Consider the following 24,299-nt stretch of genomic DNA (forward strand, 5'->3'; position numbering starts at 1 on the left):
AGCCTAGGTGACGGCCTGCGCACCCCGAGCCGCCAGGTATTCGGGTCGTGGCCGCGGGGCGGCGAACGGCTCGGTCAAGGCGTTGTCCACCGAGTTGAACACCAGGAACACATTCGACCGCGGCAGCGGGGTGATGTTCGACCCCGAGCCGTGCAACAGGTTCGCGTCGAACCACAGCGCGGTGCCCGGCGGCCCGGTGAACTGGTGGATGTCGTACTGGTCGACAGCCTTGGTCAGCGTCGTCTGATCGGGCACACCGATGTTCTGCGCCACCAATGACGTGTTGTGGTTGTCCTCCGGGGTGGCGCCCACGCAGGGGTAGAACGTCTGGTGCGAGCCCGGGATCACCATGAGCGATCCGTTGTACGGGTAGTTGTGGGTCAGCGCGATCGAGCACGACACCGCACGGATGGCCGGCATCCCGTCCTCGGCGTGCCAGGTCTCGAAGTCCGAGTGCCAGTAGAAGCCGGTGCCGGTGAACCCCGGCATCAGGTTGATCCTGGCCTGGTGGATGTAGACGTCACCGCCCAGCAACTGCCGCGCGACCGGTAGCACGGTGTCCAGCCGAACCACCCGGGCCACCAGATCACTCAGCAGATGCGGCTCGAAGATCGACCGGATGGTGCCGCCCGGTTCACGGATCACCCGCGGGTCGTCGGCAGGCAAATCTGCTGCGATGCGGTCCATTTCGTGGCGCAGCAACGGCAGCCAGTCGTCCGACACGGTACCGGGGGCGACCAGGTAGCCGTAGTCGGAGAACCCGTCGAGGTGAGTCTGGCTCAACGGCCCGTCGGCCGGCGCACCCCAGACCGTCGGCTCCTGGCGGGGTATCGGTTCGATCGCGTGGTCCAGCCGGGTCGGGTACTGGTCCGGAATGTGGGTAGTCATGCGCGATCGGCCTTCGGCTTCTCGCTGCATGCTCATGCCACTGACTGCGGCGCCGGGTAAACGCCGTTCTCGTCGTGCACCTCCCGGCCGGTCACCGGTGGATTGAACACGCACAGCATGCGAAGTTGCTCGTCGCAGGTGACCCGGTGCCGGTCATTGTTGTTGAGCAGGTACATGGTGCCGTCGGCCAGCGGGTACTGCTGGCCGGTCTCCAGATCGGTCAGCGTGCCGGTGCCCTCGATCACCCACACCGCCTCGACGTGGTGCTGGTAGTGGAACTCGTTCACGGAACCGGCCTCGATGGTGGTCTCGTGGAACGAGAAGCCGACACCGTCGCCGGCCAGGATGATGCGCTTGGACCGCCAGGTGCCGTCGGCGACATCGCGGTCGGTCCCGGTGATCTCAGCTGTGGTGCGAACAATCATGTGTGAAACCTCCTCAGGCCAACGTGACGGCGACGGACTCCGCGAGAATGTCGAGTCCTTCGGACAATTCGGCGGGCGACGTGGTCAGCGGCGGCAACAGCTTGACCACCTCGTCGGACGGGCCGCTGGTCTCCATCAGCGCGCCGCGCTCGAAAGCCGCCCGGCACACCTGCCCGGCCTGCTCCGCCTTCTCGAACTTGAGGCCCTGGGCCAGGCCGCGGCCGCGGGAGCTCACCCCGTCGTGGGCGGCCGCGATCTCGTCCAGCCGGGCCCGGGTGAGCTCACCCTTGGCGGCCGTGTCCTTGCTGAATTGGTCGTTCTCCCAGTAAGTCTCGATCGCCGCGGTGGCGGTGATGAAGGCCGGGTTGTGACCACGGAAGGTGCCGTTGTGCTCGCCGGGCGTCCACACGTCGAGGTCGCGCCGGAACAAGGTGAGCGCCATCGGCAGACCGTAACCACTGACCGACTTCGATACCGTGACGATATCGGGCACGATTCCGGCGGCCTCGAAGCTGAAGAACGGCCCGGTGCGGCCGCACCCCATCTGGACGTCGTCGACGATCAGCAGGATGTCGCGCTTGCGGCACAGTTCCGACAGCGCCCGCAGCCATTCGATGCGGGCGACGTTCAGACCGCCTTCGCCCTGAACGGTTTCCACGATCACCGCGGCCGGACGGTTGAGGCCACTGCCCGAATCGTCGAGCACCCGCTCGAACCACTGGAAGTCCTCGGTGACCCCGCCGAAGTAGTTGTCGTAGGGCATGGGGGTGGCGTGCACCAGCGGGATTCCCGCGCCCGCGCGTTTCATCGAGTTACCGGTGACCGACAGCGCACCGAGCGTCATGCCGTGAAAAGCGTTGGTGAAGCTGATAACCGACTCGCGGCCGGTCACCTTGCGGGCCAGCTTGAGGGCCGCCTCGACCGAGTTGGCACCGGTCGGCCCGGGGAACTGCACCTTGTAGTCGAGCCCGCGCGGTTTCAGGATGAGGCGCTCGAAGCTCTCCAGGAAGCGCCGCTTGGCCTCGGTGGCCATGTCCAGCGAGTGCACGATTCCGTCGGAGACGAGGTACTGCAACAACGGCTCCTTGAGCACGGGGTTGTTGTGGCCGTAGTTCAGGGCCCCGGCACCGGCGAAGAAGTCGATGTAGCTCCGCCCGGCGGTGTCGGTCACCCAGGAACCCGAGGCGGTGTTCATCACCGTGGGCCAGCTACGGCAGTAACTGCGAACTTCGGACTCGACTGAGCTGAACACGTCGGGCAGGTCGGACTCGGTCAACGGTGTGGTTGTGGCGAGCAGCAAGGGAAGATCCCTCCAATCGGATCAAATTACTTATCAGACAACTGATTTCAGCGAGAGAACGGCGTGGAGATGGGCCCCATGCGCAGGATCGGCTCCTCCTCGTGCGAGCCGTCGGCGGCCAGCAGGTCGGCCCCGAAATGCGGGTCCTCGACCATCGGGACGCCGTGGCGGCGCGCGAAGGCGCCGAAGAACGCACGTGACGCGGAGTTATCGGGCGCGACGGTGGCTTCCACGGTGATCGGGCGTCCGTCCCGCTCCGCGCGCACCCGGTGGACGAGCGCGTCGAGCATGGTGCTGGCCAGTCCCCCGCCCTGCGCCGACGGCGACACCGCGACCTGCCAGACGAACAGCACGTCGGGCCGTGGCGGCGGGTGGTAACCCGTGATGAATCCGTGCAGGTCACCGTCAGATTCAGCCACTATTGACGTGGCAGCAAAGTCCGTTGCCAGCAACAGATAGGCGTAGGTGGAATTCACATCGAGCACCCCGGTGGCTTCCGCGAGATCACGGATGCCAATCGCGTCGGTGCCCCGTGGCGGGCGCAGGAATTCCTCCCGGGAATGGCGTCCCGGCACGCTTTCTAAAACATGCATATCGAGTTAAAAGTCACCACCGAACTTCTCAGCGATCATCGTCAGTTTCAAGCCATCGGTGCTATCGACGTAAGCACAACGACTTGCCCGGATCAAGCTCCGCCACCGTCTCAGGAGCGTTGTCGCCGCCACATTCAAGTGCGCTGACCTGCAGAAATCTCGTAGATAGACAATCTCAGATAAGTTTCATCACCGTTATCGAATCGTGACATCGATGCGGCGGTTCCAGCCGTGACGCGCTGTCGGCACTTGGCGTTCGGCCGGGAGACGACGGGCCGGGAAACACGACTTTCGCGGGACCCCGACGCAGATTACAACGTCGGCGAATTCCAATCAAAATTTAATAATCGAGCACGCTCGCCGAACGAATGCGCTGTGTGATATCGCACATTGTGGGCAACCGTGCGCGGCCCCGCTCCCGGCGTCCCGGGCAACCCTGCGCGATCCGTCGCGGGCCGGCCGCCATCGCCGCGGCCGGCGCGGCCCGTACCCGGCCTGAATTGCCACCTCGACACGTCCAGCGTGCTCACCGTGCGGTGCTTGCCGTCGCGGGCTTTGCCTGATGCAGTGTCGCGATGAAGAACTTCGTGTTGCGCAACGCCACGTTGGTCGACGGAACCGGCGCCGACCCGGTACCGGACGCCGCGATACTGGTCTCCGACGGTGCCATCGGCTGGGCCGGCCCGGAAAGCAGGCTACCGCCCGGGCAGGCCGCCGACGTGCCGACAGTCGATCTCGGCGGCAACACGGTATGTCCCGGCTTCTTCGACTGCCATGTCCACTTCGGCCTGCCCGGGACGACCAGCAGCCCGCTGGAGCGGGTGCTCAAGCCGCCGTCGTACGCCTATTTCGAGCTCATCGAGCGGCTGCGGGTGACGCTGCTCAACGGTGTCACCACCGCGCGCGACCTGATGGGCGTCGACGCCGGCGTCCGGCAGGCAGTGGCCGATGGCTTGCTCACCGGCCCGCGTCTGCTGGTCGCCATCAACATGCTCAGCCAGACCGGCGGCCACGCCGACTTCCATCTGCCGTCCGGCATCGACCTCACCCCGTTCATCGGCGGTGCGCTGGTGGACTCGGTCGATGCCGCCCGGACCCGGACCCGGGAGCTGATCCGCGCCGGCGCCGACGTGATCAAGGTCGCCTCCAGCGGCGGAGTGTCCTCGCCCAGCGACGACCCGTCCTGGCTGGGCATGCGACGGGAAATGATCGCCGCCATCGTCGAGGAGGGCCGCGATTACGGCGGGCGACCGGTGGCCGCCCACGCCATCGGTCACGCCGGCGTCAGGGCGGCGGTCGAGGCCGGCGTACACAGTGTGGAACACGGCTACGAGCTGGACGACGAGCTCCGCGGGCAGATGGTGGCGCAGGGCACCTTTCTGGTGCCCACCCTGCTGGAGACCATGAACACCGTCACCGCCTCACCGCAGGGCGCCGCCAAGAGCGCGAAATGGCATGCGATGGCGCATGATTCGATCCACGCCTCGGCTCGCGCCGGGGTCAAGATCGCAGTGGGGACCGATGCCGGCCTGTCCCCCGATCACGGGACCAACCTCAAGGAGCTCGGCCTGCTGGTGAAGTTCGGCGGCCTCACCCCGATGCAGGCCATCGTGGCCGGCACCCGAACATCGGCGGAACTGTGCGGGGTCGACGAGACGCTCGGCACCGTCGAGCCGGGCAAGCTCGCCGACCTGGTGGTCGTGCGCGGTGACCCGCTGGCCGATATCGACAGCGTCGGCGTCGCCGACAACATCCTGCTGGTCGTCAAAGACGGTGTGGCGGTAGGGAACCGTGGTGGTTTCACGATCCCCTGACCGCACCGTCTGCGACTACAGGTACTGACCCAGATTCGACTCGGTGTCGATGGCACGACTGGCGCTCGACGACTTGCCGGTGACCAAGGTGCGGATGTAGACGATCCGCTCGCCCTTCTTGCCCGAGATCCGAGCCCAGTCATCGGGATTCGTGGTGTTGGGCAGATCCTCGTTCTCGGCGAACTCGTCCACGATCGAATCCAGCAGGTGCTGGATGCGCAGACCGGGTTGACCGGTCTCCAGCACGCTCTTGATCGCGTTTTTCTTCGCCCGGTCGACGACGTTCTGGATCATGGCCCCGGAGTTGAAGTCCTTGAAGTACATGACTTCTTTGTCACCGTTGGCGTAGGTGACCTCCAGGAACCGGTTGTCGTCGATCTCGGCGTACATCCGGTCCACGACCTTCTCGATCATGGTCTTGATCGTGAGCGACCGATCGCCGCCGAACTCGGCGAGATCGTCGGCGTGCACCGGGAGATCCTCGGTCAGGTACTTGGAGAAGATGTCCTGTGCCGACTCGGCATCCGGCCGCTCGATCTTGATCTTGACGTCCAGGCGGCCGGGCCGCAGGATCGCCGGATCGATCATGTCCTCGCGGTTGGAGGCGCCGATGACGATGACGTTCTCCAGCCCTTCCACACCGTCGATCTCGCTGAGAAGCTGTGGCACGACAGTGGTTTCGACGTCGGAGCTGACGCCGGTGCCACGGGTACGGAAGATCGAGTCCATCTCGTCGAAGAACACGATCACCGGGGTGCCCTCGGAAGCCTTCTCACGCGCGCGCTGGAAGATCAGCCGGATGTGACGTTCGGTCTCACCGACGAACTTGTTCAGCAGCTCGGGACCCTTGATGTTGAGGAAGTAGCTCTTCGCCTCGCGGGCGTCGTCGCCACGAACCTCGGCCATCTTCTTGGCCAGCGAGTTCGCCACGGCCTTGGCGATCAGGGTCTTACCGCAACCGGGCGGGCCGTAGAGCAGCACCCCCTTGGGCGGCCGCAGCGAGTACTCCCGGTAGAGCTCCTTGTGCAGGAAGGGCAGCTCCACGGCGTCGCGGATCTGCTCGATCTGCCGGCCCAGCCCGCCGATGTCGTTGTAGCTGACGTCGGGCACCTCTTCGAGCACCAGGTCCTCGACCTCGGCCTTGGGGATGCGCTCGAACGCGTAACCGGCCTTGGTGTCGACCAGCAGTGAATCGCCGGGACGCAGCTTGCGCGGCCGGTTGTCGTCGAGCGCGCCCTCGTAGCCTTCGGGCAGGTCGGCGGCTGCGATCAGGGGCTCGGCCAGCCAGACGATGCGCTCCTCGTCGGCGTGCCCGACCACCAGGGCCCGGTGACCGTCGGCCAGGATCTCGCGCAGCGAGCTGATCTCGCCGACCGACTCGAAGTCGCCGGCCTCGACCACGGTGAGCGCCTCGTTGAGCCGGACCGTCTGGCCCTGCTTGAGAGAGGCGGTCTCGATGTTCGGCGAGCAGGTCAGCCGCATCTTGCGACCCGAGGTGAACACGTCGACCGTGTCGTCTTCGTGGGTCCCCAGCAGTACGCCGTAGCCGCTGGGTGGTTGGCCCAGCCGGTCCACCTCCTCGCGCAGGGCGAGCAGCTGCTGGCGGGCCTCTTTGAGGGTGTCCATGAGCTTGGCGTTGCGCGACGCAAGCGAGTCGATCCGCGCTTCCAGCTGGTGCACGTCACGGGCACTGCGCAGTCCGCTCTGGGGCCCTACCGCGTTTTCCAGCTGCTCGCGCAGCACCGCGGCCTCACGGCGCAGCGATTCCAGCTCGGCAGCCTCGTCGCCGGACATGGGCTGCGACTGGCCGGCCGAGAAGTCCTCGGCATAGCCGTCCGAACGCTCTGACTCACTCATACTGCGCTCCCTCCCGCACCGTAAGTTGGTGCAGTAACAACTTCAACGCTACCGGCGATTCAGCCATTGTGTGCGCTCTAGGAATTAGACACACCAGCAGCACTGTTAGCCTCTAAGTTCAGTTGGTCCGATCGAAAGGACAGTCGTGACCCCGAAAACCCTCGTTACCGGCTTTATCACCGCAGCTGCAGCCGCCGCCGTGGTGGGCGGAGCTGCGGCGGGTGTGACTTCCATTGCATCCAGCGGCATGTCGACCGCACCGGCCGTGCAGCCGGTGGTGTTCGAGATCCCGCTGCCGCAGACCCCCGCGCCGGAACTGGCGTCGCCGCTGGTGCAGACCTTGCAGGCGCTGGCCAGCGGTGGTTCGTTCAGCGGCAAGGCCCCCTACATCCAGGGTGGTATCGGCCGCATCGAGAGCCTCGCCGCCGACCGCGCCTACAACAAGGCCGCCGCGGAGGGGAAGTTCCCGCTGACCTTCGACATCGCCAACATCGATGATCAGGGCGGCGTGGCATACGCCGACGTCACCGCGACCTCGGCCACCGGTGGCACCGCCACCCAGAACATCCAGTTCGTGGCCGGCCCGAGCCCGACCGGCTGGCAGATCTCCAAGGCGTCGGCGCTGAACCTGCTGTCCTCCGTCGGCTGAGTAGGTAGTTGAACCGCACGCGTATCGCAGTCCTGAGTGCCGCCACGATCGTGGCGGCACTTGGGCTCTGTGGGTGCAGTCGTGACGACGCCGACACGTCGCGTCCGATCAGCAGCGCACCGACCACGACGACGACCACGGAAGCACCGCCGGCCTCACCGCTGCCCGCGGCCGAGGCTCTGACCGATGTGCTCTACCGGTTGGCCGACGTCAATATCCCAGGCGCCGACAAGGTCGCCCTGGTGGAGCAGGGCACCGCCGACGACGCCGTGGCGCTGGACAAGTTCAGCCACGCCCTGGCCGACAACGGGTTCGCTCCGCTGACCTTCGAGGCCACCGAGCTGGCCTGGTCGCAAACCGAACCGGACAATGTCACCGCGACCGTCAACGTCACCGCGGGCGGGGACGATTCGGCCCGCGACTTCAGCTTCCCGATGGAATTCACCCCGCACGGCGACGGCTGGCAGCTGACCAGACACACCGCCGACCTCTTGCTGGTGATGGGCGCCGGTGGCGAAACCCCGGTCCCGCCGCCCGCACCGACACCGCCCCGCTGAGCCGCCATGTGGATCGGCTGGCTGGAGTTCGACCTGCTCCTCGGTGACGTGCATTCGCTCAAACAGAAACGCTCGGTGATCCGGCCGGTGATCGCCGAGCTGCACCGCAAGCTCGCGGTGTCGGCGGCCGAAACCGGAACCCAGGATCTGCACCGCCGCGCGAGTGTGGGCGTGGCGCTGGTCGCCGCCGACCGTGCGCATGTGGTCGAGGTGCTCGACACCGCCGAACGCCTGGTCGCGGCCCGCCCCGAAGTCGAGTTGCTCTCGGCCCGACGGGGCTTGCAGCACGGCGACGACTGAGCCGTGAGCGCGGGATCCACGGTCAAGCCCGCGGTTCGCCAGCCGCGCCGTTTTCGACCTGAGGGCGGTGGTTGCCAACGACGAGCGACCGTGGTGCGGAAAGTGACGGCGGCAGATGAGCCCTCAGGCGCTCGGCTCAGACCCGGCGGCGGGGAGACGCTTCTTGCGCAGCGGGACGGGCGCCACCGCGCCCGGGGCCAGTTTGCGCGCGCTGACCAGAAACGCGGTGTGGCCGCGCATGTTGTGTTCCGGGCGCACCGCCAGCCCCACCACGTGCCAGCCGCGCTGCATGCTCTCCCAGGCCCGCGGCTCGGTCCAACACTGCTGTTCGCGCAGCGCCTCCACGACCCGCGACAGCTGCGTGACGGTGGCGACGTAGACGATCAGCACGCCACCGGCCACCAGAGCCTTGGACACCGCGGGCAGCACGTCCCACGGCGACAGCATGTCCAGCACCACGCGATCCATCTCCGGGCCGTCGTAGTCGGCGAGATCACCGATCACCAGGTCCCAGTTCTCCGGGCGCTCACCGAAGAACGTGATGACGTTGCGCTCGGCGGTGGGGGCGTGATCGTCGCGGATCTCGTAGGACGTCACGCGCCCCTCGGGTCCCACCGCACGCAGCAGCGAGCAGGTCAGCGCTCCCGATCCGGCGCCGGCCTCAAGCACCCGAGCCCCCGGGAAGATGTCGCCCTCGTGCACGATCTGCGCGGCGTCTTTGGGGTAGATCACCTGGGCGCCGCGCGGCATCGACATCACGTAGTCGACCAGCAGCGGACGCAGCACCAGGAACTGATCGCCGTTGGTGGATTTGACCACGCTGCCCTCCGGCAGCCCGATCACATCGTCGAAGGCGATGATCCCGCGATGGGTGTGGAATTCACCGCCGGGGTTGAGCACCATCGTGTAGCGCCGGCCCTTGGCGTCGGTCAGTTGCACCCGGTCGCCAACGGCAAACGGTCCGGTCGGTCTCTTCCCTGCCACGGATGTCCAGCCTGCCAGTAGGCCCGCCGGGCCGAGTGCCCGGGGTTCGGCAACTTTGTCGGTGTGCGGTCCTAGGCTTACGGGTGTGAGTGAAGAACCGGTTCCGACACCGCGCCGCCCGGCGCTGTCGCCGTCACGGGCCGGCGATTTCAAGCAGTGTCCACTGCTGTACCGGTTCCGCGCCATCGACCGGCTGCCCGAGCCCCGATCGCCTGCGCAACTGCGCGGATCCCTGGTGCATGCGGCCCTGGAGCAGCTCTACGCTCTGCCGGCCGCCGAGCGGGTGCACGACACCGCCCTGACGCTGGTCGAGCCGGCCTGGGAGCAGGTGGTGGCCGCCGAACCCGAACTCGCCGACACCGAACATCCGGCGACCCTGCTCGCCGAGGCCCGGTCGCTGCTGTCCGGCTATTACCGGCTGGAGGATCCGACCAGGTTCGACCCGGAATGCTGCGAACACCGCCTCGAGGTGGAGTTGGCAGACGGCACCCTGCTGCGCGGATTCATTGACCGCATCGACGTCGCCCCCTCGGGTGAGGTGCGCGTGGTCGATTACAAGACCGGCAAGGCCCCGTCGCCGGCGTTCGCCCAGGCCGAGTTCAAGGCCATGTTCCAGATGAAGTTCTACGCGGTGGCGTTGCTGCGTTCGCGTGGGGTGATGCCGGCGCGGCTGCGGCTGCTGTACCTGGCCGACGGGCAGGTGCTCGACTACTCCCCCAACCACGACGAGTTGCTGCGGTTCGAGCGCACGCTGATGGCGATCTGGCGGGCCATCCAGGTGGCCGCCGCCACCGGGGATTTCCGGCCCAACCCGTCGCGTCTGTGTTCGTGGTGTGCGCATCAGAGTGTGTGCCCGGCGTTCGGCGGTACCCCACCGCCATATCCCGGGTGGCCGGAATCAGGAGCTGCATGATCGGGTGTCACTACCATCGGCTCGGTTCCGATGGTGAGTATGAGCTGTTCGAGTCCACCGCCGACACCCGCAGCAACTGGGATCCGGCGATTCAGCACGGCTCACCGCCGCTGGCACTGCTGACCAAGGCGATCGAGGAGCTCACCGCCGGTTCGGGTTTGCGGGCCGGCCGGTTGACGCTCGACATCCTGGGCGCGATTCCGGTTGCGCCGGTACGGGTTCGGGCTTGGGTGGAGCGGCCAGGATCACGCATCTCGATGGTCGTGGCCGAGATGCAGGCGGCCCGGCCCGACGGCGAATGGCGCGCAGTGGCCCGGGTGACGGCGTGGCTGCTGGCGCCCAGCGACACGAGTGACGCGGTCACCGACCGATTTGCGCCGTTGGTTGAGGGCGAGGCCGCGGACGTGGCCCACAGCTGGGAAGGCGCGCCGGGTTACCTGGAAACGGTGTCCTGGCGGCGCCAACGCACCGCCGAGGGCGCCGCGGCCGTGGCCTGGATGAGTCCGCTGACGCCCGTGGTCGACGACGACGAGACGACGGCCTTGCAGCGGCTGGCACTCGTGGTGGACTCGGCGAACGGCATTGGTGCGGCGCTGGATCCGCAGAAGTTCATCTTCATGAACACCGACACCTCGGTGCATCTACACCGGCTGCCGGAGGGTTCGGATTTCGCGGTGCGGGCCCGTGGCTCGATCGGTCCGGACGGCATCGGCGCCACCACCGCGGAAATCTTTGACCGCCAAGGGTTTATCGGAACCTCGGCGCAGACCCTGCTGGTGTTGCGGGCACCGTGATCGGCCTGCGCCGCGCGCTCACTCCAGCGGCTTGAGCTCCTGCAGGATCGTCGGCACCAGCTCGCTCACGGTGGGGTGGATGTGCATGGTGCGCGATATCGCGGTGTAGGGCAGTTTGGCGGTCATCACGTCGATGATGCAGTGGATCACCTCGTCACCGCCGACACCGAGGATGGCCGCGCCGAGAATCTGCTTTGACTCGGCGTCCACCACCACCTTCATGAAGCCCTCGGTCTCGCCCTTTTCCACTGCACGGCCCACGCGCTTCATCGGACGCTGACCCACCAACGCTTTTCGGCCCGACTTCCGGACCTGATCGACCGTCATCCCGGCCCGGCCCAGTGGCGGGTCGATGTAGAGCGCGTAGCTGGTGACGCGGTCGCTGACCCGGCGGGGGTCGTCGTCGAGCAGGTTGGCCGCGACGATCTCGAAGTCGTTGTAGGACGTATGGGTGAACGCCCCCTTGCCGTTGCAGTCCCCCATCGCCCAAATGTGCTCGGCGGTGGTACGTAACAGGTCGTCGACGACGATGTAGCCCCGCGAGTCGGTGTCCACGCCGGCGTTCTCCAACCCGAGATCGTCGGTGTTGGGTGTCCGCCCGACCGCCAACAGCAGATGGGTACCCCAGATCGGCTCGGCACCGTCGCGGGGTGTCACCTCGAAACCGTTGTCATGCTTGGTGAATCGGATACCGGTGGCGTTGAGCACCACGGTGATGTCCACGCCCCGCAGGATCTCGGCAATGGCGTCCGAGACGTCTTCGTCCTCACGGGATGTCAGCCGTGGGCCCTTCTCGATCACCGTGACCCGGGAGCCGAACCGGCGGTACATCTGGGCGAACTCCAACGCGATGTAGCTGCCGCCCACGATCACCAGGTGCTCGGGTAACTCGTCGAGGTCGAGGATGCCGACGTTGGTCAGGTAGTCGATGCCGTCCAGGCCGGGAAAATCCGGAACCACTGCGCGCCCACCGACATTGAGGAAGATCCGGTCGCCGCGGAGCAGTTCGCCGTCGACATCGACGGTGTGCGGGTCGACGAAGCGAGCGTGCCCGCGGATCAGGGTGGCGCCGTCCATGCCGCCCAGCCAGTCCTCCACGCCGTGGCGGTCGGCCAGCATGATCGCGTCCTTGCGTGCCTTGACCTGGGCCATGTCGACGACGATCTCGCCGGTGCGGACGCCGAAATCGGCACCGCGGCGGGCCAGGTGCGCGGCATGCGCACTGGCGACAAGGGTTTTGGTGGGAATGCAGCCATAGTTGACGCAGGTGCCGCCGACCAGCTTGCGCTCGATCACCGCGACGCTCTGCCCCGCCGCGGTCAGCCGGCCGGCCAACGGCGGCCCCGCCTGGCCCGCACCGATGATGATCGCGTCGAAGCTCTGCGCGGCCGCCACGGGATCAGACGATCGACGTCAACGCGGCGATCGCGAAACCGCCGAGCACCGCAACGGCATCCTCCAGCAAGGCGACCGGCAAGTCGTGTCCGTCGTTGGCCGCGACCAGCCGCCTGCGGGCCTCGTAGCCGCCGAGCGTACCCAGCACGGCACCGATCAGGCCGGCGCCCAGCCCTCCGAAGGTGTAGCCCCACGCGGTGCCGATGACCGCGCCGGCGAAACCGCCGGTGATCAGTCGGGCGACGAACTGCACCGGGGTTTTACGGCTCGGGGTACGCGGCAGCTGATCGGTAACCAGTTCCACCACAGCCAGAATCGTCAGTACGGTGACCGTGATCGGATGTGCCAACCACTGCACCCAGGTGCCGTCGAGGTTGATCCAGCTCAATGCCGCAGCCCAGGCCACCGCGGCCGGCGCGGTGAATGCCCGCAAACCTGCCACCACGCCGATGAACAAAGCCAACAGCAGAACCAGAAAATGCGTCATGGCAACCTCCGAGGCCTGGAATTGTCCCCCGGACGCTAACACGCAATCTGGCGCCGCACGCGCCGATCAGAAAGGGCGGTGTCGCCGGTCAGAACCGGCAGAACCGAATATCCGACGCCAGTATCGCTTTGGCGCCGATCGCGGCGATCTCGTCCATGATGGCGTTGACGTCGCGCCGCGGCACCAGGGCCCGCACGGCCACCCAGTCCGGATCTGCCAGCGGCGCGATGGTCGGGGACTCCAGCCCCGGCGTCACCGCGGAGGCCTGATCCAAAACCGCACGCGGGCAGTCGTAATCCAGCATCAGGTACTGCTGACCGAACACCACGCCCTGCACCCGCGCGGTGAGTTGGTCGCGCGCCGCGGCACTGCCGTCGCCCTGCGCCCCGTCGCGCTCGATCAGCACCGCCTCGGACTCGCACAGCGGTGCGCCGAAGGCGACGAGGTTGTGCAACCCCAGGGTGCGACCCGAGCCGACCACGTCGGCGATCACGTCGGCGACCCCGAGTTGGATCGAGATCTCCACGGCACCGTCGAGCCGGATGACCGAGGCTTCGATGCCCTGGGCGGCAAGGTCTTTGCGGACGAGGTTCGGAAACGAGGTGGCGATCCGCTTGCCGGCCAGATCCTGCGCGGTCCAATTCCGGCCGGCCGGCCCGGCGTAGCGGAACGTCGAACTGCCGAAGCCCAGTGACAGCCGCTCACGCACCGGCGCGTCGGAATCGGCGGCCAGATCACGCCCGGTGATGCCCAGGTCGAGCTGCCCCGACCCCACGTAGATCGCGATGTCCTTGGGCCGCAGAAAGAAGAACTCGACGTTGTTGGCCGGATCGACGACGGTCAGATCCTTCGGATCGCGGCGGCGCCGATATCCGGCCTCGGCCAGGATCTCGCCGGCCGCTTCACTGAGCGAACCCTTGTTGGGGACCGCGACGCGCAACATCTGGTCGGCCACGGCTCACAACTTCCGGTAGACGTCGTCGAGGGTCAGACCGCGGGAGATCAGCAGCACCTGGGTCCAGTACAGCAACTGGCTGACCTCCTCGGCGAGCGATTCGTCGCTCTCGTGCTCGGCGGCCAGCCACACCTCGCCGGCTTCCTCCAGAATTTTCTTGCCGAGCCCATGGACACCGGCGTCAAGTGCGGCGACCGTGCCGCTGCCGGCGGGTCGGGTGCGCGCTTTGTCGCTGAGTTCGGCGAACAGGGCCTCGAAGGTCTTCACAGGCATGAATTGTTTCATGCTCGGCGGGGGTCCATTTGTGGGGTGCAATGGAAGGGTGAGCGAATCAGCCGGCCACGAGCTGTCCACCTACACTTCCCGGGTCGCGGCAATCCGGACGATACTGGCCAAACACCTGCCCCTCGAGGGCCTGATCCAGAACAATCGCCTGGCCAACCCGATTTCTCCCAGCGATTGCCTGTCCGCGTCCTGGGCCACCGAAGTGGCCGCGGTGCCGATCCTCACCCTCGCGATCCTGCCGGTTACCGACGTCGCCGCCGAGATCTCCGAGCTGCGCTGCTCAGCTGAACTGATGCTGGACACCGCCGAGGTGCCGCGCGCAGCGCCCGACGAGTTCGCCGTGGTCCAGAGGCAGCTGTCCAGCATCTGGATGATCGTCGGGCACTGCGAGGTCTACCTGGCCCACCGCGGCATCGCACCGGAGACGTTGATCGAGGCGGCCACCGAGATCGGCCGTAGCGTCAGCTGCGCGCCCTACACCGACGACTACGAGCCGCCACCGCTGCCGCCCGGGTCGGAGCACTCCTCCCGGCGCTAGCGACCCAGCGCATCGGCGTGCATGTCCTCGAGGTTCTTGCCCTTCGTCTCCTCGACCCAGCGCCAGACGAACAACAGCGACAGCAGCGCGCACACCGCATAGAAGCCGTACGCCGCGCCGAGCACGTCGCGAAGACCCGGGAACGTCACGCTGATCAGGAAGTTGGCCACCCACTGGCCGGCCGCGGCCAGGCCGAGCGCCGCGGCCCGGATCCGGTTGGGGAACATCTCGCCGAGCAGCACCCAGACGACCGGGCCCCAGGACATCCCGAAGGCCACCACGAACAGGTTGGCCGCGATCAGCGCGATCGGTCCGGACGCCCCGGCCAGATAGGGCTGCTGCACCATCTCCTGGGTCTTGGTGTCGAACACCTCGTGGGTGCCGGCCGTGCTGAAGATCACCGCCATCGTCGCCAGCGTGATCGCCATCCCGGTCGACCCGATAAGCAGCAGCGGCTTGCGGCCCACCTTGTCGATCAGGGCGATCGCGATCAGGGTGGTGATGATGTTGGTCACCGAGGTGATCACGGTGATGACGAACGAGGAACTCTCGTCGAACCCGACCGCCTGCCACAACACGTTCGAGTAATAGAAGATCACATTGATGCCGACGAACTGCTGGAATATCGACAGCCCCAAGCCAACCCAGACGATGCCGTAGATGCCGCCGGTCGGTTTGCGCATGTCCCGCCACGACGGCGGTTTCTCCTGCTTGAGCGTGTCCTCGATGCGGCCGATCGTGATTTCCAGGTTCTTCTCCCCCAGCAGCATCGACAGCACCCGGCGGGCCTCCGGAATACGATGTGTGGCAACGAGATAACGCGGCGACTCTGGGATGGTGTACGCCAGCGCGCCGTAGAGGAGCGCCGGGATCGACATCATCAGGAACATCCAGCGCCAGGCTTCCATGTTGAGCCAGAGCTCGGAATCCGATCCGCCGGCCAGATGGGCGAGCACCCAGTCGATCGTCAGCGACACGAAAATGCCCGTCACGATGGCCAATTGCTGCAGGGAGCCGAGCCGCCCCCGGATCCGCGGTGGCGAGGTCTCGGCGATGTAGGCCGGCGCGATCACCGAAGCGACGCCCACCCCGATCCCGCCGACGATGCGGAAGCAGACGATCAGTGTGACGTGCGGCGACAATGCCGAGCCGATCGCACTCAGCAGGAACAACATCGCCGCCAGCTTCATGACCGCGACGCGTCCGATCCGGTCGGCGAGGCGGCCCGCGGTCAGGGCGCCGACAGCGGCGCCCAGCAACGCCGAGGCCACCGTGACCCCGAGAACGAAGTTGCTCATCCCGAAGTGGTGTTGGATGGCGTCGACGGCGCCGTTGATCACCGCGCTGTCGTAACCGAACAGCAACCCGCCCAGGGCCGCCACCGACGCGATGCGCAGCGCGCTGATGCCCGACGGAGTGTCCTCGTCGCCGACGGTGGGAGTGCCGTCACCTGCCGGGCCGTGTGACATGACGCGTCCTCTCCGCAACGATGCGTAACCGGTCACCCTCACAATCGCACAGTCAGCGCGGCGGTCGCGGCATATCTGGGCAGCTAGCCTGCCGACGCGTCAAGCGGTGCGCTCGTCCGTCCGCCCGACCAGATCTCGGTACACCGCACGCAGATCGGCCACGGCCAAGCCGTTCAGCGAGGCGACGTGCCGGCGCCGCGGACCGTCGGGCACCTCGATATCGTTGGGCACCACCAGCACCGGGCAGCCGGCCGCCTCGGCCGAGGCTGTACCGGTCACCGAATCCTCGACCGCCAGGCAACACGCGGTGGGCAGGCCGAGCAACTCGGCGGCCCGCAGGTACGGATCGGGGGCCGGCTTGGCGCTGGGCACCTCGTCACCACACACGGTCACCGAAAAATAGTGGCGGCCAATGCTGTTGAGCGCCCGCTCGGCCAGGTCCCGGCGAGTGTTGGTGACCAACGCCATCGGCACCCCGGCCACGGTCAACGCGTCCAGCATCTCCTGGGCGCCCGGCCGCCAGGGCAGCCCCTGCGCGAACAGTTCGCCGGTGTACTCGTGCAGCCAATCGGCCGATTCGGCCATCGCCGCCGGATCGGGCTCCAGGCCGAGATCGTCGTAGACGATCCGCATCACGCCCTCGGCCGAGCCGCCGACCGTCGACTCCCGCACCTGCGGGCTCAGCGTCGCACCCATGCGGGCATAGAGCGCCTGCATGGAGATGTCCCACAGCTTTTCGGAGTCGACGAGGGTGCCGTCCATGTCCCACAGCACCGCACGCATGATCCGATTGTCCCATGGCCCCAAGGACAGACTCAGTCCTCGGGGTTGTAGGCCAGGTTGGAGCTCAGCCAGCGTTCGGCCTCGGCCAGGGTCCAGCCCTTGCGCTTGGCGTAGTCGGCGACCTGGTCCTGGGCCATCCGGCCGACCACGAAGTACTGCGACTGCGGGTGCGAGAAGTACCAGCCGCTGACGGCGGCACCCGGCCACATCGCCATCGACTCGGTCAGCTCGATGCCGGTCCGCTCGTGGACGTCCATCAGCTCCCACAGCGTCGTCTTCTCGGTGTGCTCGGGGCAGGCCGGGTAGCCGGGGGCCGGACGGATCCCCACGTACTTCTCGCCGATGAGTTCCTCGTTGTCCAGCTGTTCGTCGGGCTGGTACCCCCAGAACTCCTGGCGGACCCGTTCGTGCATCCGTTCGGCGAACGCCTCGGCCAGCCGGTCGGCGAGCGACTCCAGCAGGATCGCGCTGTAGTCGTCGAGGGCCGCCTTGAACTCCATGATCTTTTCGCCGCTGCCCAGCCCCGCGGTGACGGCGAAGGCGCCGACGTAGTCCGCGATCCCGGTTTCCTTGGGGGCGATGAAGTCGCCCAGTGACCGGTTCGGGATACCGTCGCGGTGCTCGCCCTGCTGGCGCAGGTTGTGCAACGTGGTCCGCACCTCGGTGCGGGTGTCGTCGGTATAGACCTCGATGTCGTCACCGACTGCGTTCGCCGGGAAGAAGCCGATCACCCCGTTGGCCCGGAGCCACTTCTCCTTGATCAGGGTGTCGAGCATCTCCTGGGCGTCGTCGTACAGCTTGCGGGCGGTCTCGCCGGTGACCGGGTTGTTGAGGATGTCGGGGAACCGCCCCTTCATCTCCCAGGCGTTGAAGAACGGCTGCCAGTCGATGTACTCGCGCAATTCGGCGAGGTCGTAGTCGGTGAATTCGCGCACGCCGAGCCCCTGGGCGGGCACTGGCGGTGTGTAGCCGTCCCACTCGATCGGCGTCCGGTTGGCCCGGGCCTTCTCCAACGTCAGCATCGGCCGCTCGTTCTTCTGGGCGTGCCGTTCACGCAGGGCGGCGTAATCGGTTGCGGTGGCCTCCAGCAGGGCGGGACGCTGCTTGTCGTCGAGCAGCGCGGCGGCCACCGGCACCGAGCGGGAGGCGTCCTTGACCCAGACCACCGGGCCCTTGCGCCGCGGCGCCACCTTCACCGCCGTGTGGGCGCGCGAGGTGGTCGCGCCACCGATCAGCAGCGGGATCTCCAGGCCTTCGCGTTCCATTTCGACGGCGAAGTTGACCATCTCGTCCAGCGACGGGGTGATCAGACCGGACAGTCCGATGATGTCGGCGTTGTGCTCCCGCGCCGCGTCCAGGATCTTCTGGGCCGGCACCATCACACCGAGGTCGATCACCTCGAAGTTGTTGCACTGCAGCACAACCCCGACGATGTTCTTGCCGATGTCGTGGACGTCGCCCTTGACCGTCGCCATGATGATGGTGCCGTTGGTGTCCTTGGTATCGGCCGTCCCGTTCTGTTCCTTCTCCGCTTCGATGAACGGCAGCAGGTAGGCCACGGCCTTTTTCATCACCCGGGCCGACTTGACGACCTGGGGCAGGAACATCTTGCCCGCGCCGAACAGGTCGCCGACGACGTTCATGCCGTCCATCAGCGGGCCCTCGATCACCTCGATCGGACGCCCGTCCGCGGCGGCGATCTCGGCCCGCAGTTCCTCGGTGTCGTCGTCGACGTGGGCATCGATGCCCTTGACCAGGGCGTGGGTGATGCGCTCGCGGACCGGCAGGCTGCGCCACTCGGCCACCGCCGCGTCGTCCTCCCCGGCGTTCTTCGTGTTGAACCGTTCGGCGATCTCCAGCAACCGCTCGGCCGCGTCCGCGCGCCGGTTCAGCACGACGTCCTCGATGCGGTCCCGCAGCTCGGGGTCGATCGAGTCGTAGGGCACCAGGGCACCGGCGTTGACGATGCCCATGTCCAGGCCGGCCTTGATGGCGTGGTACAGGAACACCGCGTGGATCGCTTCGCGGACGGGGTTGTTGCCCCGGAACGAGAACGACACGTTGGAGATACCGCCGGAGATGTGCACCCCGGGCAGGTTCTCCTTGATCCAGGCGCAGGCCTCGATGAAGTCGATGCCGTATGTCGCGTGCTCCTCGATGCCGGTCGCCAGCGCGAAGCAGTTCGGGTCGAAGATGATGTCCTCGGCCGGGAAGCCGACCTGTTCGGTCAGGATCCGGTAGGCGCGCCCGCAGATCTGGATGCGGCGCTCCAGGTTGTCGGCCTGCCCCGTCTCGTCGAAGGCCATCACCACGACGGCGGCGCCGTACTTGCGGCACAGCCGGGCCTCGCGGATGAACTTCTCCTCGCCCTCCTTCATGGAGATCGAGTTGACGATCGGCTTGCCCTGCACGTTCTTCAGGCCTGCCTCGATGACCTCCCACTTGGAGGAGTCGATCATCACCGGGACGCGGCTGATGTCGGGTTCGGACGCGATCAGTTTGGTGAACCGGTCCATCGCGGCGACGCCGTCGATCATGCCCTCGTCCATGTTGATGTCGATGACCTGCGCACCGACCTCGACCTGCTGCAGGGCGACCGACAGCGCGGTGTCGTAGTCCTCGGCCTTGATCAGGTTGCGGAACCGGGCCGAGCCGGTGATGTTGGTGCGTTCACCGATGTTCACGAACAGCGAGTCCTCGGTGATGTTGAGCGGCTCCAGGCCGGCCAGCCGGGTCGCCACCTCGACTTCGGGCAGCTCACGCGGCGACTTGCCCTCGACGACCTTGGCAATCTCGGCGATGTGCTCCGGTGCGGTGCCGCAGCACCCACCGACGAGGTTGACCAGGCCGGCGTCGGCGAACTCGGCGATGTAGCCGGCCTGACGCTCGGGCGACTCGTCGTACTCGCCGAATGCGTTGGGCAGGCCCGCGTTCGGGTAGCAGGACACATAGGTGTCCGCGATCCGCGCCATCTCGGCGATGTAGGGCCGCATGTCGGGCGCGCCGAGTGCACAGTTGAGGCCCACCGCGATCGGCTTCGCGTGCCTGATCGAGTTCCAGAATGCTTCGGTGACCTGACCGGACAGGGTCCGCCCGGACGCATCGGTGATCGTGCCCGAGATGATCACCGGCCAGCGGCGGCCGCGCTGCTCGAACAGCGTCTCGACGGCGAACACCGCTGCTTTCGCGTTGAGGGTGTCGAAGATCGTCTCGATCAGGATGAGGTCGGCTCCCCCGTCGACCAGTCCGCCCACAGATTCGAGGTAGGCGTCGACGAGCTGGTCGTAGGAGACGTTGCGGGCGCCGGGATCGTTGACGTCCGGCGAGATCGATGCGGTCCGCGTCGTCGGCCCGATGGCACCGGCGACGTAGCGGGGCTTGTCCTCGGTGCTGTACTCGTCGGCGGCCTTGCGGGCCAGGGCGGCGCCGGCGTAGTTCAGTTCGTAGCTCAGGTCGGCCATGTCGTAGTCGGAGAGCGAGATCGCGTTCGCGTTGAACGTGTTCGTCTCCAGGATGTCGGCGCCCGCCTCGAGGTATTCGCGGTGGATGCCCTCGATGATCTGCGGCTGTGTCAGGTTGAGCAGATCGTTGTTGCCCTGCAGAGCCGTCGGCCACTCGGTGAATCGCTCCCCGCGGTAGCCGGCCTCGTCCGGCCGGTCCCGCTGGATCGCGGTGCCCATCGCGCCGTCGATGACGACGATGCGCCGGCGCAGAGCTGACGTCAGTTCGTCGGTGCAGTCGGGACGGATGTTCGGCGCAAAGGCCTTCGAATCAGGGGTGTTCGATTTGGGGGTGTCCGACTGAACGGTGTCCGACTGAACAATGTCCACGTGCGCTCCTTCCGTAACGGAAGGCGTCCTTGACTCTGCCGAGCGTGGCGGCCACCGGCGAAAACCGGAACCGTTGCAACGCCTCTCGACCTGCCGAGTATACGTCGTCACCAAGACGACGTCTGGACGCCCAATTCGTCGCTGCGATCGACCCCGGCACCACGGCTAACCAGATTGCAGCCGAACATATTTCGTCTCGACCACGCCGTCGGTCACACGAACAGGATAGTCGGTCTATCGAACCGGCCGATCGGCGTTGTGGCGACCCACGAGCACAACCGGCTCACCGGCACCATCCAAGGCTTACGCTGAAGGTGTGACACCGCCGTATCCTAACGCCGGCCGGCGCATGAATCTGCCCGAATTGACGGACGCGATAATTGTAGCCGCCTTCGAGGGCTGGAACGACGCCGGCGATGCGGCCAGTGACGCACTGGACCACCTGGATGCGATCTGGGAGGCCGAGCAGATCGTCGAAATCGACGACGAGTCCTACTACGACTATCAGGTGAATCGCCCGGTCATCCGCCAGGTCGACGGGGTCACCCGGGAGTTGGTCTGGCCCTCGATGCGGATCTCGCACTGCCGCCCCCCGGGCAGCAGCCGTGACGTGGTGCTGATGCACGGTGTGGAACCCAACATGCGCTGGCGCACGTTCTGCGCCGAGTTGCTGGCCATCGCCGACAAGCTCAACGTGCAGACCGTGGTAATCCTGGGCGCCCTGCTCGCCGACACCCCGCACACCCGGCCGGTCCCGGTCTCGGGCTCGGCGTACTCGGCCGATTCCGCCAAGTTCTTCGGCCTGGACGAGACCCGCTACGAAGGCCCGACCGGCATCGCCGGGGTATTCCAGGACGCCTGCGTCCAGGCCGGCATCCCGGCCGTGACGTTCTGGGCGGCGGTTCCGCACTATGTGTCGCAACCGCCCAACCCGAAGGCCACGGTGGCGCTGCTCCGCCGGGTCGAGGATGTCCTCGACGTCGAGGTGCCGCTGGCCGATCTGCCCGCCGCCGCCGAGGAGTGGGAGCAGGCCGTCTCCGAGATGACCGCCGAAGACGAGGAGATCGCCGAGTACGTGGCCTCACTGGAGGAGCGCGGCGACGCCGAGGTGGACATGCACGAGGTGCTCGGCAAGATCGACGGCGACGCACTGGCCGCGGAGTTCGAGCGCTACCTGCGGCGCAGGGGCCGTTAGCCCTCTGGCTTCGCTGGGTTCTCCGGCGTCTCTGGCTTCTCCGGCTTCTCTGGCTTCTCTGGGTTCTCCAAGGCCTCGATGCGGGCACTGGTCGAGCGGCCGAGCGCGGCCGCCTCGGCGTCCAGCTTGGGTAGCAGGGTCGGGGTGAACTTGAGGATGTCGCGCTCGGCGGGCGGGGTGGTGACGAACGGCCGGATCCATCGGAAGGCGCCGACCCACTCCGGGCTGTAGATGCGTTTCTTGCGGCCCTCGATGCCCTTGACGAAGGCCGCCCCGCAGGCGTCGACGGTGGTGGTCCGGTTCAACGGAGGCGGCAGCTTGGACAGCATTTCCCGGAACGCCGACAGATCGGACTTGGCGTCCTGCACCAGCGGGGTGTCGATCCAGCTCATGTGCGCCGAGCCGACGTCCACACCGAGGTGGGCCACCTCCAGGCGCAGGGTGTTGGCGAAGTACTCGGCCCCGGCCTTGGAGGCGTGATAGGCGGCCAGGCCGGGCGCTGAGGTGAACGCCGCCAGTGAGGAGACCACCAGCACGTAGCCGCGCCGCTCGACCACCGCCGGCAGCGTGGCGCGCACGGTGTTGAACACCCCGGTGACGTTGATGTCGATCACCCGTTTGAACGCTTCGGGGTCCACCTGCAGAACCGAACCGAAGCTGGCGATACCGGCGTTGGCCATCACGACGTCGATGCCGCCGAAGCGCTCGACGGCGGCATCCGCGGCCTTCTGCATCGCGGCCAGGTCCCGGACGTCGGCCAGCGCCGTCAGCACGTGCTCCTCGCCGAGCTCGGCGGCCAGCGCGCTCAGTGGTGCCTCATCGAGGTCGGTGAGCACCAGCTTGGCGCCCCGGCGCCGCAGCCTGCGGGCCACCTCGGCACCGATCCCGCGCGCACCACCGGTGATGAAGACGACTTTCCCGTTCACAGAACCCATGGCCGGAAACTACCCTGATTATGCGGCAGGGTGCAGCCTCACGACGTGGATGTCGCTGGTCAGGATTCGGGCCCCGTCGGGTAGCGGTGGGGCGGTACTTCGGTAGGTCCGGCCGGTGGGGGTGGTGAGTTCGGTGGTGTGGCGGCCGTGTCGGTCGTAGACGGTCGCGGTGGTCCAGCCGGGGTGTTCTTTGGTGTAGTTGCAGCGTTCGCACAGGCCTTGGCCGTTGCCGGCGCTGGTCGGACCGCCGTCGGCGTGGCGGGTGATGTGGTCGATGTGGCGGACCGGTGCGTTGCAGTAGGGGGTGCGGCAGCGCTGGTCACGCAGCGCGATCAGCCAGCGCAGCCCTTTGGGGAAGGCCCGGGCGGCCGATTCCAGGGCGACCAGGTTGCCGGTGGCCGGATCGGCGTAGAGCTTGCGCACCGTGGCCTCGGCCTCGGGATCGAGCAGTGCGGCCAAGGCCATCTGCCGGGCCACCGCCGCGGGGATGGGGCCGTAACCGGTCAACACCGCCGGGTCGGGGCCGTGGGCCAGCAAGCTTTCGTCGGAGACCACCAGGTTGAGCGCGACCGGGACCGCGGCGGCGACCTCACGGCCGGTGACGCGTCGGTAGAAGGCATCGGCCATCAACGCGCCCCGCCCCTGGCATCCATCGCCGGCGGCGATCGAGGCCGCCGCGGCGGCAGCGGCTTCGGCCTGCAACGACTGATAGGCCGTGAGGCCTTCGGTCGAGGTCAGCAGCGCCGTGACGTACATCATGCCGTGTGGGGCCGGCCGCGCGGTGACGGCGCGGTCGCACTGATGGCGGCTGATGCGTTCCATCACCGCGTCGTGGTCGAGCCGAATCGCCACCCGCCCGGCCGCGGCCTCAACCTTGCGGTCCCCGCACCCGTCGAGCACGTCAGGATCGGCACACAGCTCGGCATCCATCACGCGCCGATCGGCCGGTGCCAGGCAGGCGGCCTGGTCGGCGATGATCATCGCCCGCGCCTCGGTCAGCCGCCCCGACTGCAACGCGGCCAGCGTGTAGGGCATGTCCTCGACCAGTATCCGCGACATCTTCAGGTACTTGGCCCCATGCCACGGGGAGGCCTTGCGGGCCAGCCCGACCTCGGAGGCCAGACCACGGCCCCGCTGGGCCACCGCCACCCCCGCGGCCGCCTCCCGCGCATGACGTTTGGCCTCCAGCAGTGCGGTCACCCGCACCTGCCCGGCCGCGATCGCGGCAGCGGCGCGCTGCATCGCGGCCAGCTGATCAACCAACGCCCCCTCAGAGGCATCGGGATCAACCCCACACTGATCGAACACATGTTCGAGTCTAGGCCGCCAAAACCCCCGGCGCAACCGTCAGTT

Annotated in this window: 23 protein-coding genes; 8 read left to right on the forward strand and 15 right to left on the reverse strand. The window is 67.2% G+C overall.

Going from position 1 to position 24,299, the window contains the following annotated elements:
* Window positions 1-3: 3 nt before the first annotated feature.
* The 4 genes from thpD to ectA are packed head-to-tail and all read right to left on the reverse strand — an operon-like array spanning window position 4 to window position 3,206.
* A complete protein-coding gene (thpD, locus tag FR943_RS16565) occupies window positions 4-888 on the reverse strand; it encodes an ectoine hydroxylase (RefSeq protein WP_217159113.1) in 885 nt (294 codons plus the stop codon).
* Window positions 889-920: 32 nt separating this feature from the next.
* The gene (locus FR943_RS16570; protein ID WP_217159115.1) at window positions 921-1,313 is read right to left on the reverse strand and encodes an ectoine synthase; all 393 of its coding nucleotides are present in this window, start codon (window positions 1,311-1,313) and stop codon (window positions 921-923) included.
* Window positions 1,314-1,326: 13 nt separating this feature from the next.
* On the reverse strand, window positions 1,327-2,613 hold the full coding sequence (gene ectB / locus FR943_RS16575) for a diaminobutyrate--2-oxoglutarate transaminase (RefSeq protein ID WP_217159116.1): 1,287 nt from the start codon (window positions 2,611-2,613) through the stop codon (window positions 1,327-1,329).
* A 47-nt stretch (window positions 2,614-2,660) separates the two neighbouring features.
* Window positions 2,661-3,206 carry a diaminobutyrate acetyltransferase gene (gene ectA / locus FR943_RS16580; RefSeq protein WP_217159118.1) on the reverse strand — a complete coding sequence of 182 codons (546 nt, stop codon included), beginning with the start codon at window positions 3,204-3,206 and terminating at the stop codon, window positions 2,661-2,663.
* A 575-nt stretch (window positions 3,207-3,781) separates the two neighbouring features.
* On the opposite strand from ectA, the gene FR943_RS16585 reads away from it, so the two are divergent.
* On the forward strand, window positions 3,782-5,020 hold the full coding sequence (locus FR943_RS16585; protein ID WP_217159120.1) for a metal-dependent hydrolase family protein: 1,239 nt from the start codon (window positions 3,782-3,784) through the stop codon (window positions 5,018-5,020).
* 15 nt (window positions 5,021-5,035) lie between these two features.
* Here FR943_RS16585 and arc read toward each other — a convergent pair whose 3' ends face one another.
* Complete coding sequence (gene arc, locus FR943_RS16590; RefSeq protein ID WP_217159122.1) at window positions 5,036-6,877, reverse strand: proteasome ATPase; 1,842 nt, start codon at window positions 6,875-6,877, stop codon at window positions 5,036-5,038.
* Window positions 6,878-7,022: 145 nt separating this feature from the next.
* Here arc and FR943_RS16595 point away from each other — a divergent pair, with 145 nt between their 5' ends.
* Genes FR943_RS16595 through FR943_RS16605 form a run of 3 tightly spaced genes read left to right on the forward strand, consistent with a single transcriptional unit; the run spans window position 7,023 to window position 8,383 of the window.
* The gene (locus tag FR943_RS16595; protein ID WP_217159123.1) at window positions 7,023-7,526 is read left to right on the forward strand and encodes an MTB12 family secreted protein; all 504 of its coding nucleotides are present in this window, start codon (window positions 7,023-7,025) and stop codon (window positions 7,524-7,526) included.
* A gap of 8 nt (window positions 7,527-7,534) precedes the next feature.
* A complete protein-coding gene (lppK, locus tag FR943_RS16600) occupies window positions 7,535-8,083 on the forward strand; it encodes a lipoprotein LppK (protein WP_217159126.1) in 549 nt (182 codons plus the stop codon).
* A 6-nt stretch (window positions 8,084-8,089) separates the two neighbouring features.
* Window positions 8,090-8,383, forward strand: a complete 294-nt coding sequence (locus tag FR943_RS16605; protein ID WP_217159129.1) for a DUF503 domain-containing protein — start codon at window positions 8,090-8,092, stop codon at window positions 8,381-8,383.
* Window positions 8,384-8,506: 123 nt separating this feature from the next.
* On the opposite strand, the gene FR943_RS16610 is transcribed toward FR943_RS16605, so the two are convergent.
* Window positions 8,507-9,367, reverse strand: coding sequence for a tRNA (adenine-N1)-methyltransferase (locus FR943_RS16610; protein ID WP_217159132.1), 861 nt, complete (start codon window positions 9,365-9,367; stop codon window positions 8,507-8,509).
* A gap of 85 nt (window positions 9,368-9,452) precedes the next feature.
* Between FR943_RS16610 and FR943_RS16615 the strand changes: the two genes are divergently transcribed.
* Together FR943_RS16615 and FR943_RS16620 are read left to right on the forward strand one after the other, a co-directional pair.
* On the forward strand, window positions 9,453-10,280 hold the full coding sequence (locus tag FR943_RS16615; RefSeq protein WP_217159134.1) for a RecB family exonuclease: 828 nt from the start codon (window positions 9,453-9,455) through the stop codon (window positions 10,278-10,280).
* Window positions 10,277-11,074, forward strand: coding sequence for a thioesterase family protein (locus FR943_RS16620; protein ID WP_217159137.1), 798 nt, complete (start codon window positions 10,277-10,279; stop codon window positions 11,072-11,074). The genes FR943_RS16615 and FR943_RS16620 overlap by 4 nt, the downstream gene beginning before the upstream one ends.
* 18 nt (window positions 11,075-11,092) lie before the next feature.
* Here FR943_RS16620 and FR943_RS16625 read toward each other — a convergent pair whose 3' ends face one another.
* The 4 genes from FR943_RS16625 to FR943_RS16640 all read right to left on the reverse strand — a co-directional run bounded on the left by FR943_RS16625 (window position 11,093) and on the right by FR943_RS16640 (window position 14,196).
* Complete coding sequence (locus FR943_RS16625; protein ID WP_217159139.1) at window positions 11,093-12,469, reverse strand: FAD-containing oxidoreductase; 1,377 nt, start codon at window positions 12,467-12,469, stop codon at window positions 11,093-11,095.
* A 4-nt stretch (window positions 12,470-12,473) separates the two neighbouring features.
* Window positions 12,474-12,956, reverse strand: coding sequence for a DUF4126 family protein (locus FR943_RS16630; RefSeq protein WP_217159142.1), 483 nt, complete (start codon window positions 12,954-12,956; stop codon window positions 12,474-12,476).
* Between the two features lie 88 nt (window positions 12,957-13,044).
* Window positions 13,045-13,899: an ATP phosphoribosyltransferase gene (gene hisG / locus FR943_RS16635; protein WP_217159692.1), complete on the reverse strand. Its 855-nt coding sequence runs from the start codon at window positions 13,897-13,899 to the stop codon at window positions 13,045-13,047.
* A 15-nt stretch (window positions 13,900-13,914) separates the two neighbouring features.
* The gene (locus FR943_RS16640) at window positions 13,915-14,196 is read right to left on the reverse strand and encodes a phosphoribosyl-ATP diphosphatase (protein WP_070188706.1); all 282 of its coding nucleotides are present in this window, start codon (window positions 14,194-14,196) and stop codon (window positions 13,915-13,917) included.
* 37 nt (window positions 14,197-14,233) lie between these two features.
* On the opposite strand from FR943_RS16640, the gene FR943_RS16645 reads away from it, so the two are divergent.
* Window positions 14,234-14,734, forward strand: coding sequence for a hypothetical protein (locus tag FR943_RS16645; protein ID WP_217159144.1), 501 nt, complete (start codon window positions 14,234-14,236; stop codon window positions 14,732-14,734).
* On the opposite strand, the gene FR943_RS16650 is transcribed toward FR943_RS16645, so the two are convergent.
* From FR943_RS16650 to metH, 3 genes are all read right to left on the reverse strand, one after another.
* Window positions 14,731-16,203 carry a sugar porter family MFS transporter gene (locus tag FR943_RS16650; RefSeq protein ID WP_217159147.1) on the reverse strand — a complete coding sequence of 491 codons (1,473 nt, stop codon included), beginning with the start codon at window positions 16,201-16,203 and terminating at the stop codon, window positions 14,731-14,733. The two genes, FR943_RS16645 and FR943_RS16650, sit on opposite strands and share 4 nt — an antisense overlap.
* A 99-nt stretch (window positions 16,204-16,302) precedes the next feature.
* Window positions 16,303-16,986: an HAD family hydrolase gene (locus FR943_RS16655; RefSeq protein ID WP_217159150.1), complete on the reverse strand. Its 684-nt coding sequence runs from the start codon at window positions 16,984-16,986 to the stop codon at window positions 16,303-16,305.
* 32 nt (window positions 16,987-17,018) lie between these two features.
* The gene (gene metH / locus FR943_RS16660; protein WP_217159693.1) at window positions 17,019-20,810 is read right to left on the reverse strand and encodes a methionine synthase; all 3,792 of its coding nucleotides are present in this window, start codon (window positions 20,808-20,810) and stop codon (window positions 17,019-17,021) included.
* Window positions 20,811-21,165: 355 nt separating this feature from the next.
* Here metH and FR943_RS16665 point away from each other — a divergent pair, with 355 nt between their 5' ends.
* Window positions 21,166-22,011, forward strand: a complete 846-nt coding sequence (locus FR943_RS16665) for a PAC2 family protein (protein ID WP_217159694.1) — start codon at window positions 21,166-21,168, stop codon at window positions 22,009-22,011.
* On the opposite strand, the gene FR943_RS16670 is transcribed toward FR943_RS16665, so the two are convergent.
* Both FR943_RS16670 and FR943_RS16675 read right to left on the reverse strand, forming a co-directional pair.
* Window positions 22,008-22,946 (reverse strand): SDR family oxidoreductase, encoded by a 939-nt coding sequence (locus FR943_RS16670; protein ID WP_246585072.1) that lies wholly within the window; start codon window positions 22,944-22,946, stop codon window positions 22,008-22,010. The genes FR943_RS16665 and FR943_RS16670 overlap by 4 nt on opposite strands.
* An 18-nt stretch (window positions 22,947-22,964) precedes the next feature.
* Window positions 22,965-24,254 carry an HNH endonuclease gene (locus FR943_RS16675; protein ID WP_308170580.1) on the reverse strand — a complete coding sequence of 430 codons (1,290 nt, stop codon included), beginning with the start codon at window positions 24,252-24,254 and terminating at the stop codon, window positions 22,965-22,967.
* Between the last annotated feature and the right edge of the window lie 45 nt (window positions 24,255-24,299).

This window comes from [Mycobacterium] fortunisiensis (assembly GCF_019050325.1).
Taxonomy (GTDB): domain Bacteria; phylum Actinomycetota; class Actinomycetes; order Mycobacteriales; family Mycobacteriaceae; genus Mycobacterium; species Mycobacterium fortunisiensis.

Excerpts from the sequence above, each read along its gene's own strand:
- thpD (WP_217159113.1), bottom strand. The coding sequence starts at position 888 with ATGACTACCCACATTCCGGACCAGTACCCGACCCGGCTGGACCACGCG.
- FR943_RS16570 (WP_217159115.1), bottom strand. The coding sequence starts at position 1,313 with ATGATTGTTCGCACCACAGCTGAGATCACCGGGACCGACCGCGATGTC.
- ectA (WP_217159118.1), bottom strand. The coding sequence starts at position 3,206 with ATGCATGTTTTAGAAAGCGTGCCGGGACGCCATTCCCGGGAGGAATTC.
- FR943_RS16585 (WP_217159120.1), top strand. The coding sequence starts at position 3,782 with ATGAAGAACTTCGTGTTGCGCAACGCCACGTTGGTCGACGGAACCGGC.
- arc (WP_217159122.1), bottom strand. The coding sequence starts at position 6,877 with ATGAGTGAGTCAGAGCGTTCGGACGGCTATGCCGAGGACTTCTCGGCC.
- FR943_RS16605 (WP_217159129.1), top strand. The coding sequence starts at position 8,090 with ATGTGGATCGGCTGGCTGGAGTTCGACCTGCTCCTCGGTGACGTGCAT.
- FR943_RS16620 (WP_217159137.1), top strand. The coding sequence starts at position 10,277 with ATGATCGGGTGTCACTACCATCGGCTCGGTTCCGATGGTGAGTATGAG.
- FR943_RS16630 (WP_217159142.1), bottom strand. The coding sequence starts at position 12,956 with ATGACGCATTTTCTGGTTCTGCTGTTGGCTTTGTTCATCGGCGTGGTG.
- hisG (WP_217159692.1), bottom strand. The coding sequence starts at position 13,899 with ATGTTGCGCGTCGCGGTCCCCAACAAGGGTTCGCTCAGTGAAGCGGCC.
- FR943_RS16640 (WP_070188706.1), bottom strand. The coding sequence starts at position 14,196 with ATGAAACAATTCATGCCTGTGAAGACCTTCGAGGCCCTGTTCGCCGAA.
- FR943_RS16650 (WP_217159147.1), bottom strand. The coding sequence starts at position 16,203 with ATGTCACACGGCCCGGCAGGTGACGGCACTCCCACCGTCGGCGACGAG.
- FR943_RS16655 (WP_217159150.1), bottom strand. The coding sequence starts at position 16,986 with ATGCGTGCGGTGCTGTGGGACATGGACGGCACCCTCGTCGACTCCGAA.
- FR943_RS16665 (WP_217159694.1), top strand. The coding sequence starts at position 21,166 with ATGAATCTGCCCGAATTGACGGACGCGATAATTGTAGCCGCCTTCGAG.
- FR943_RS16670 (WP_246585072.1), bottom strand. The coding sequence starts at position 22,946 with ATGGGTTCTGTGAACGGGAAAGTCGTCTTCATCACCGGTGGTGCGCGC.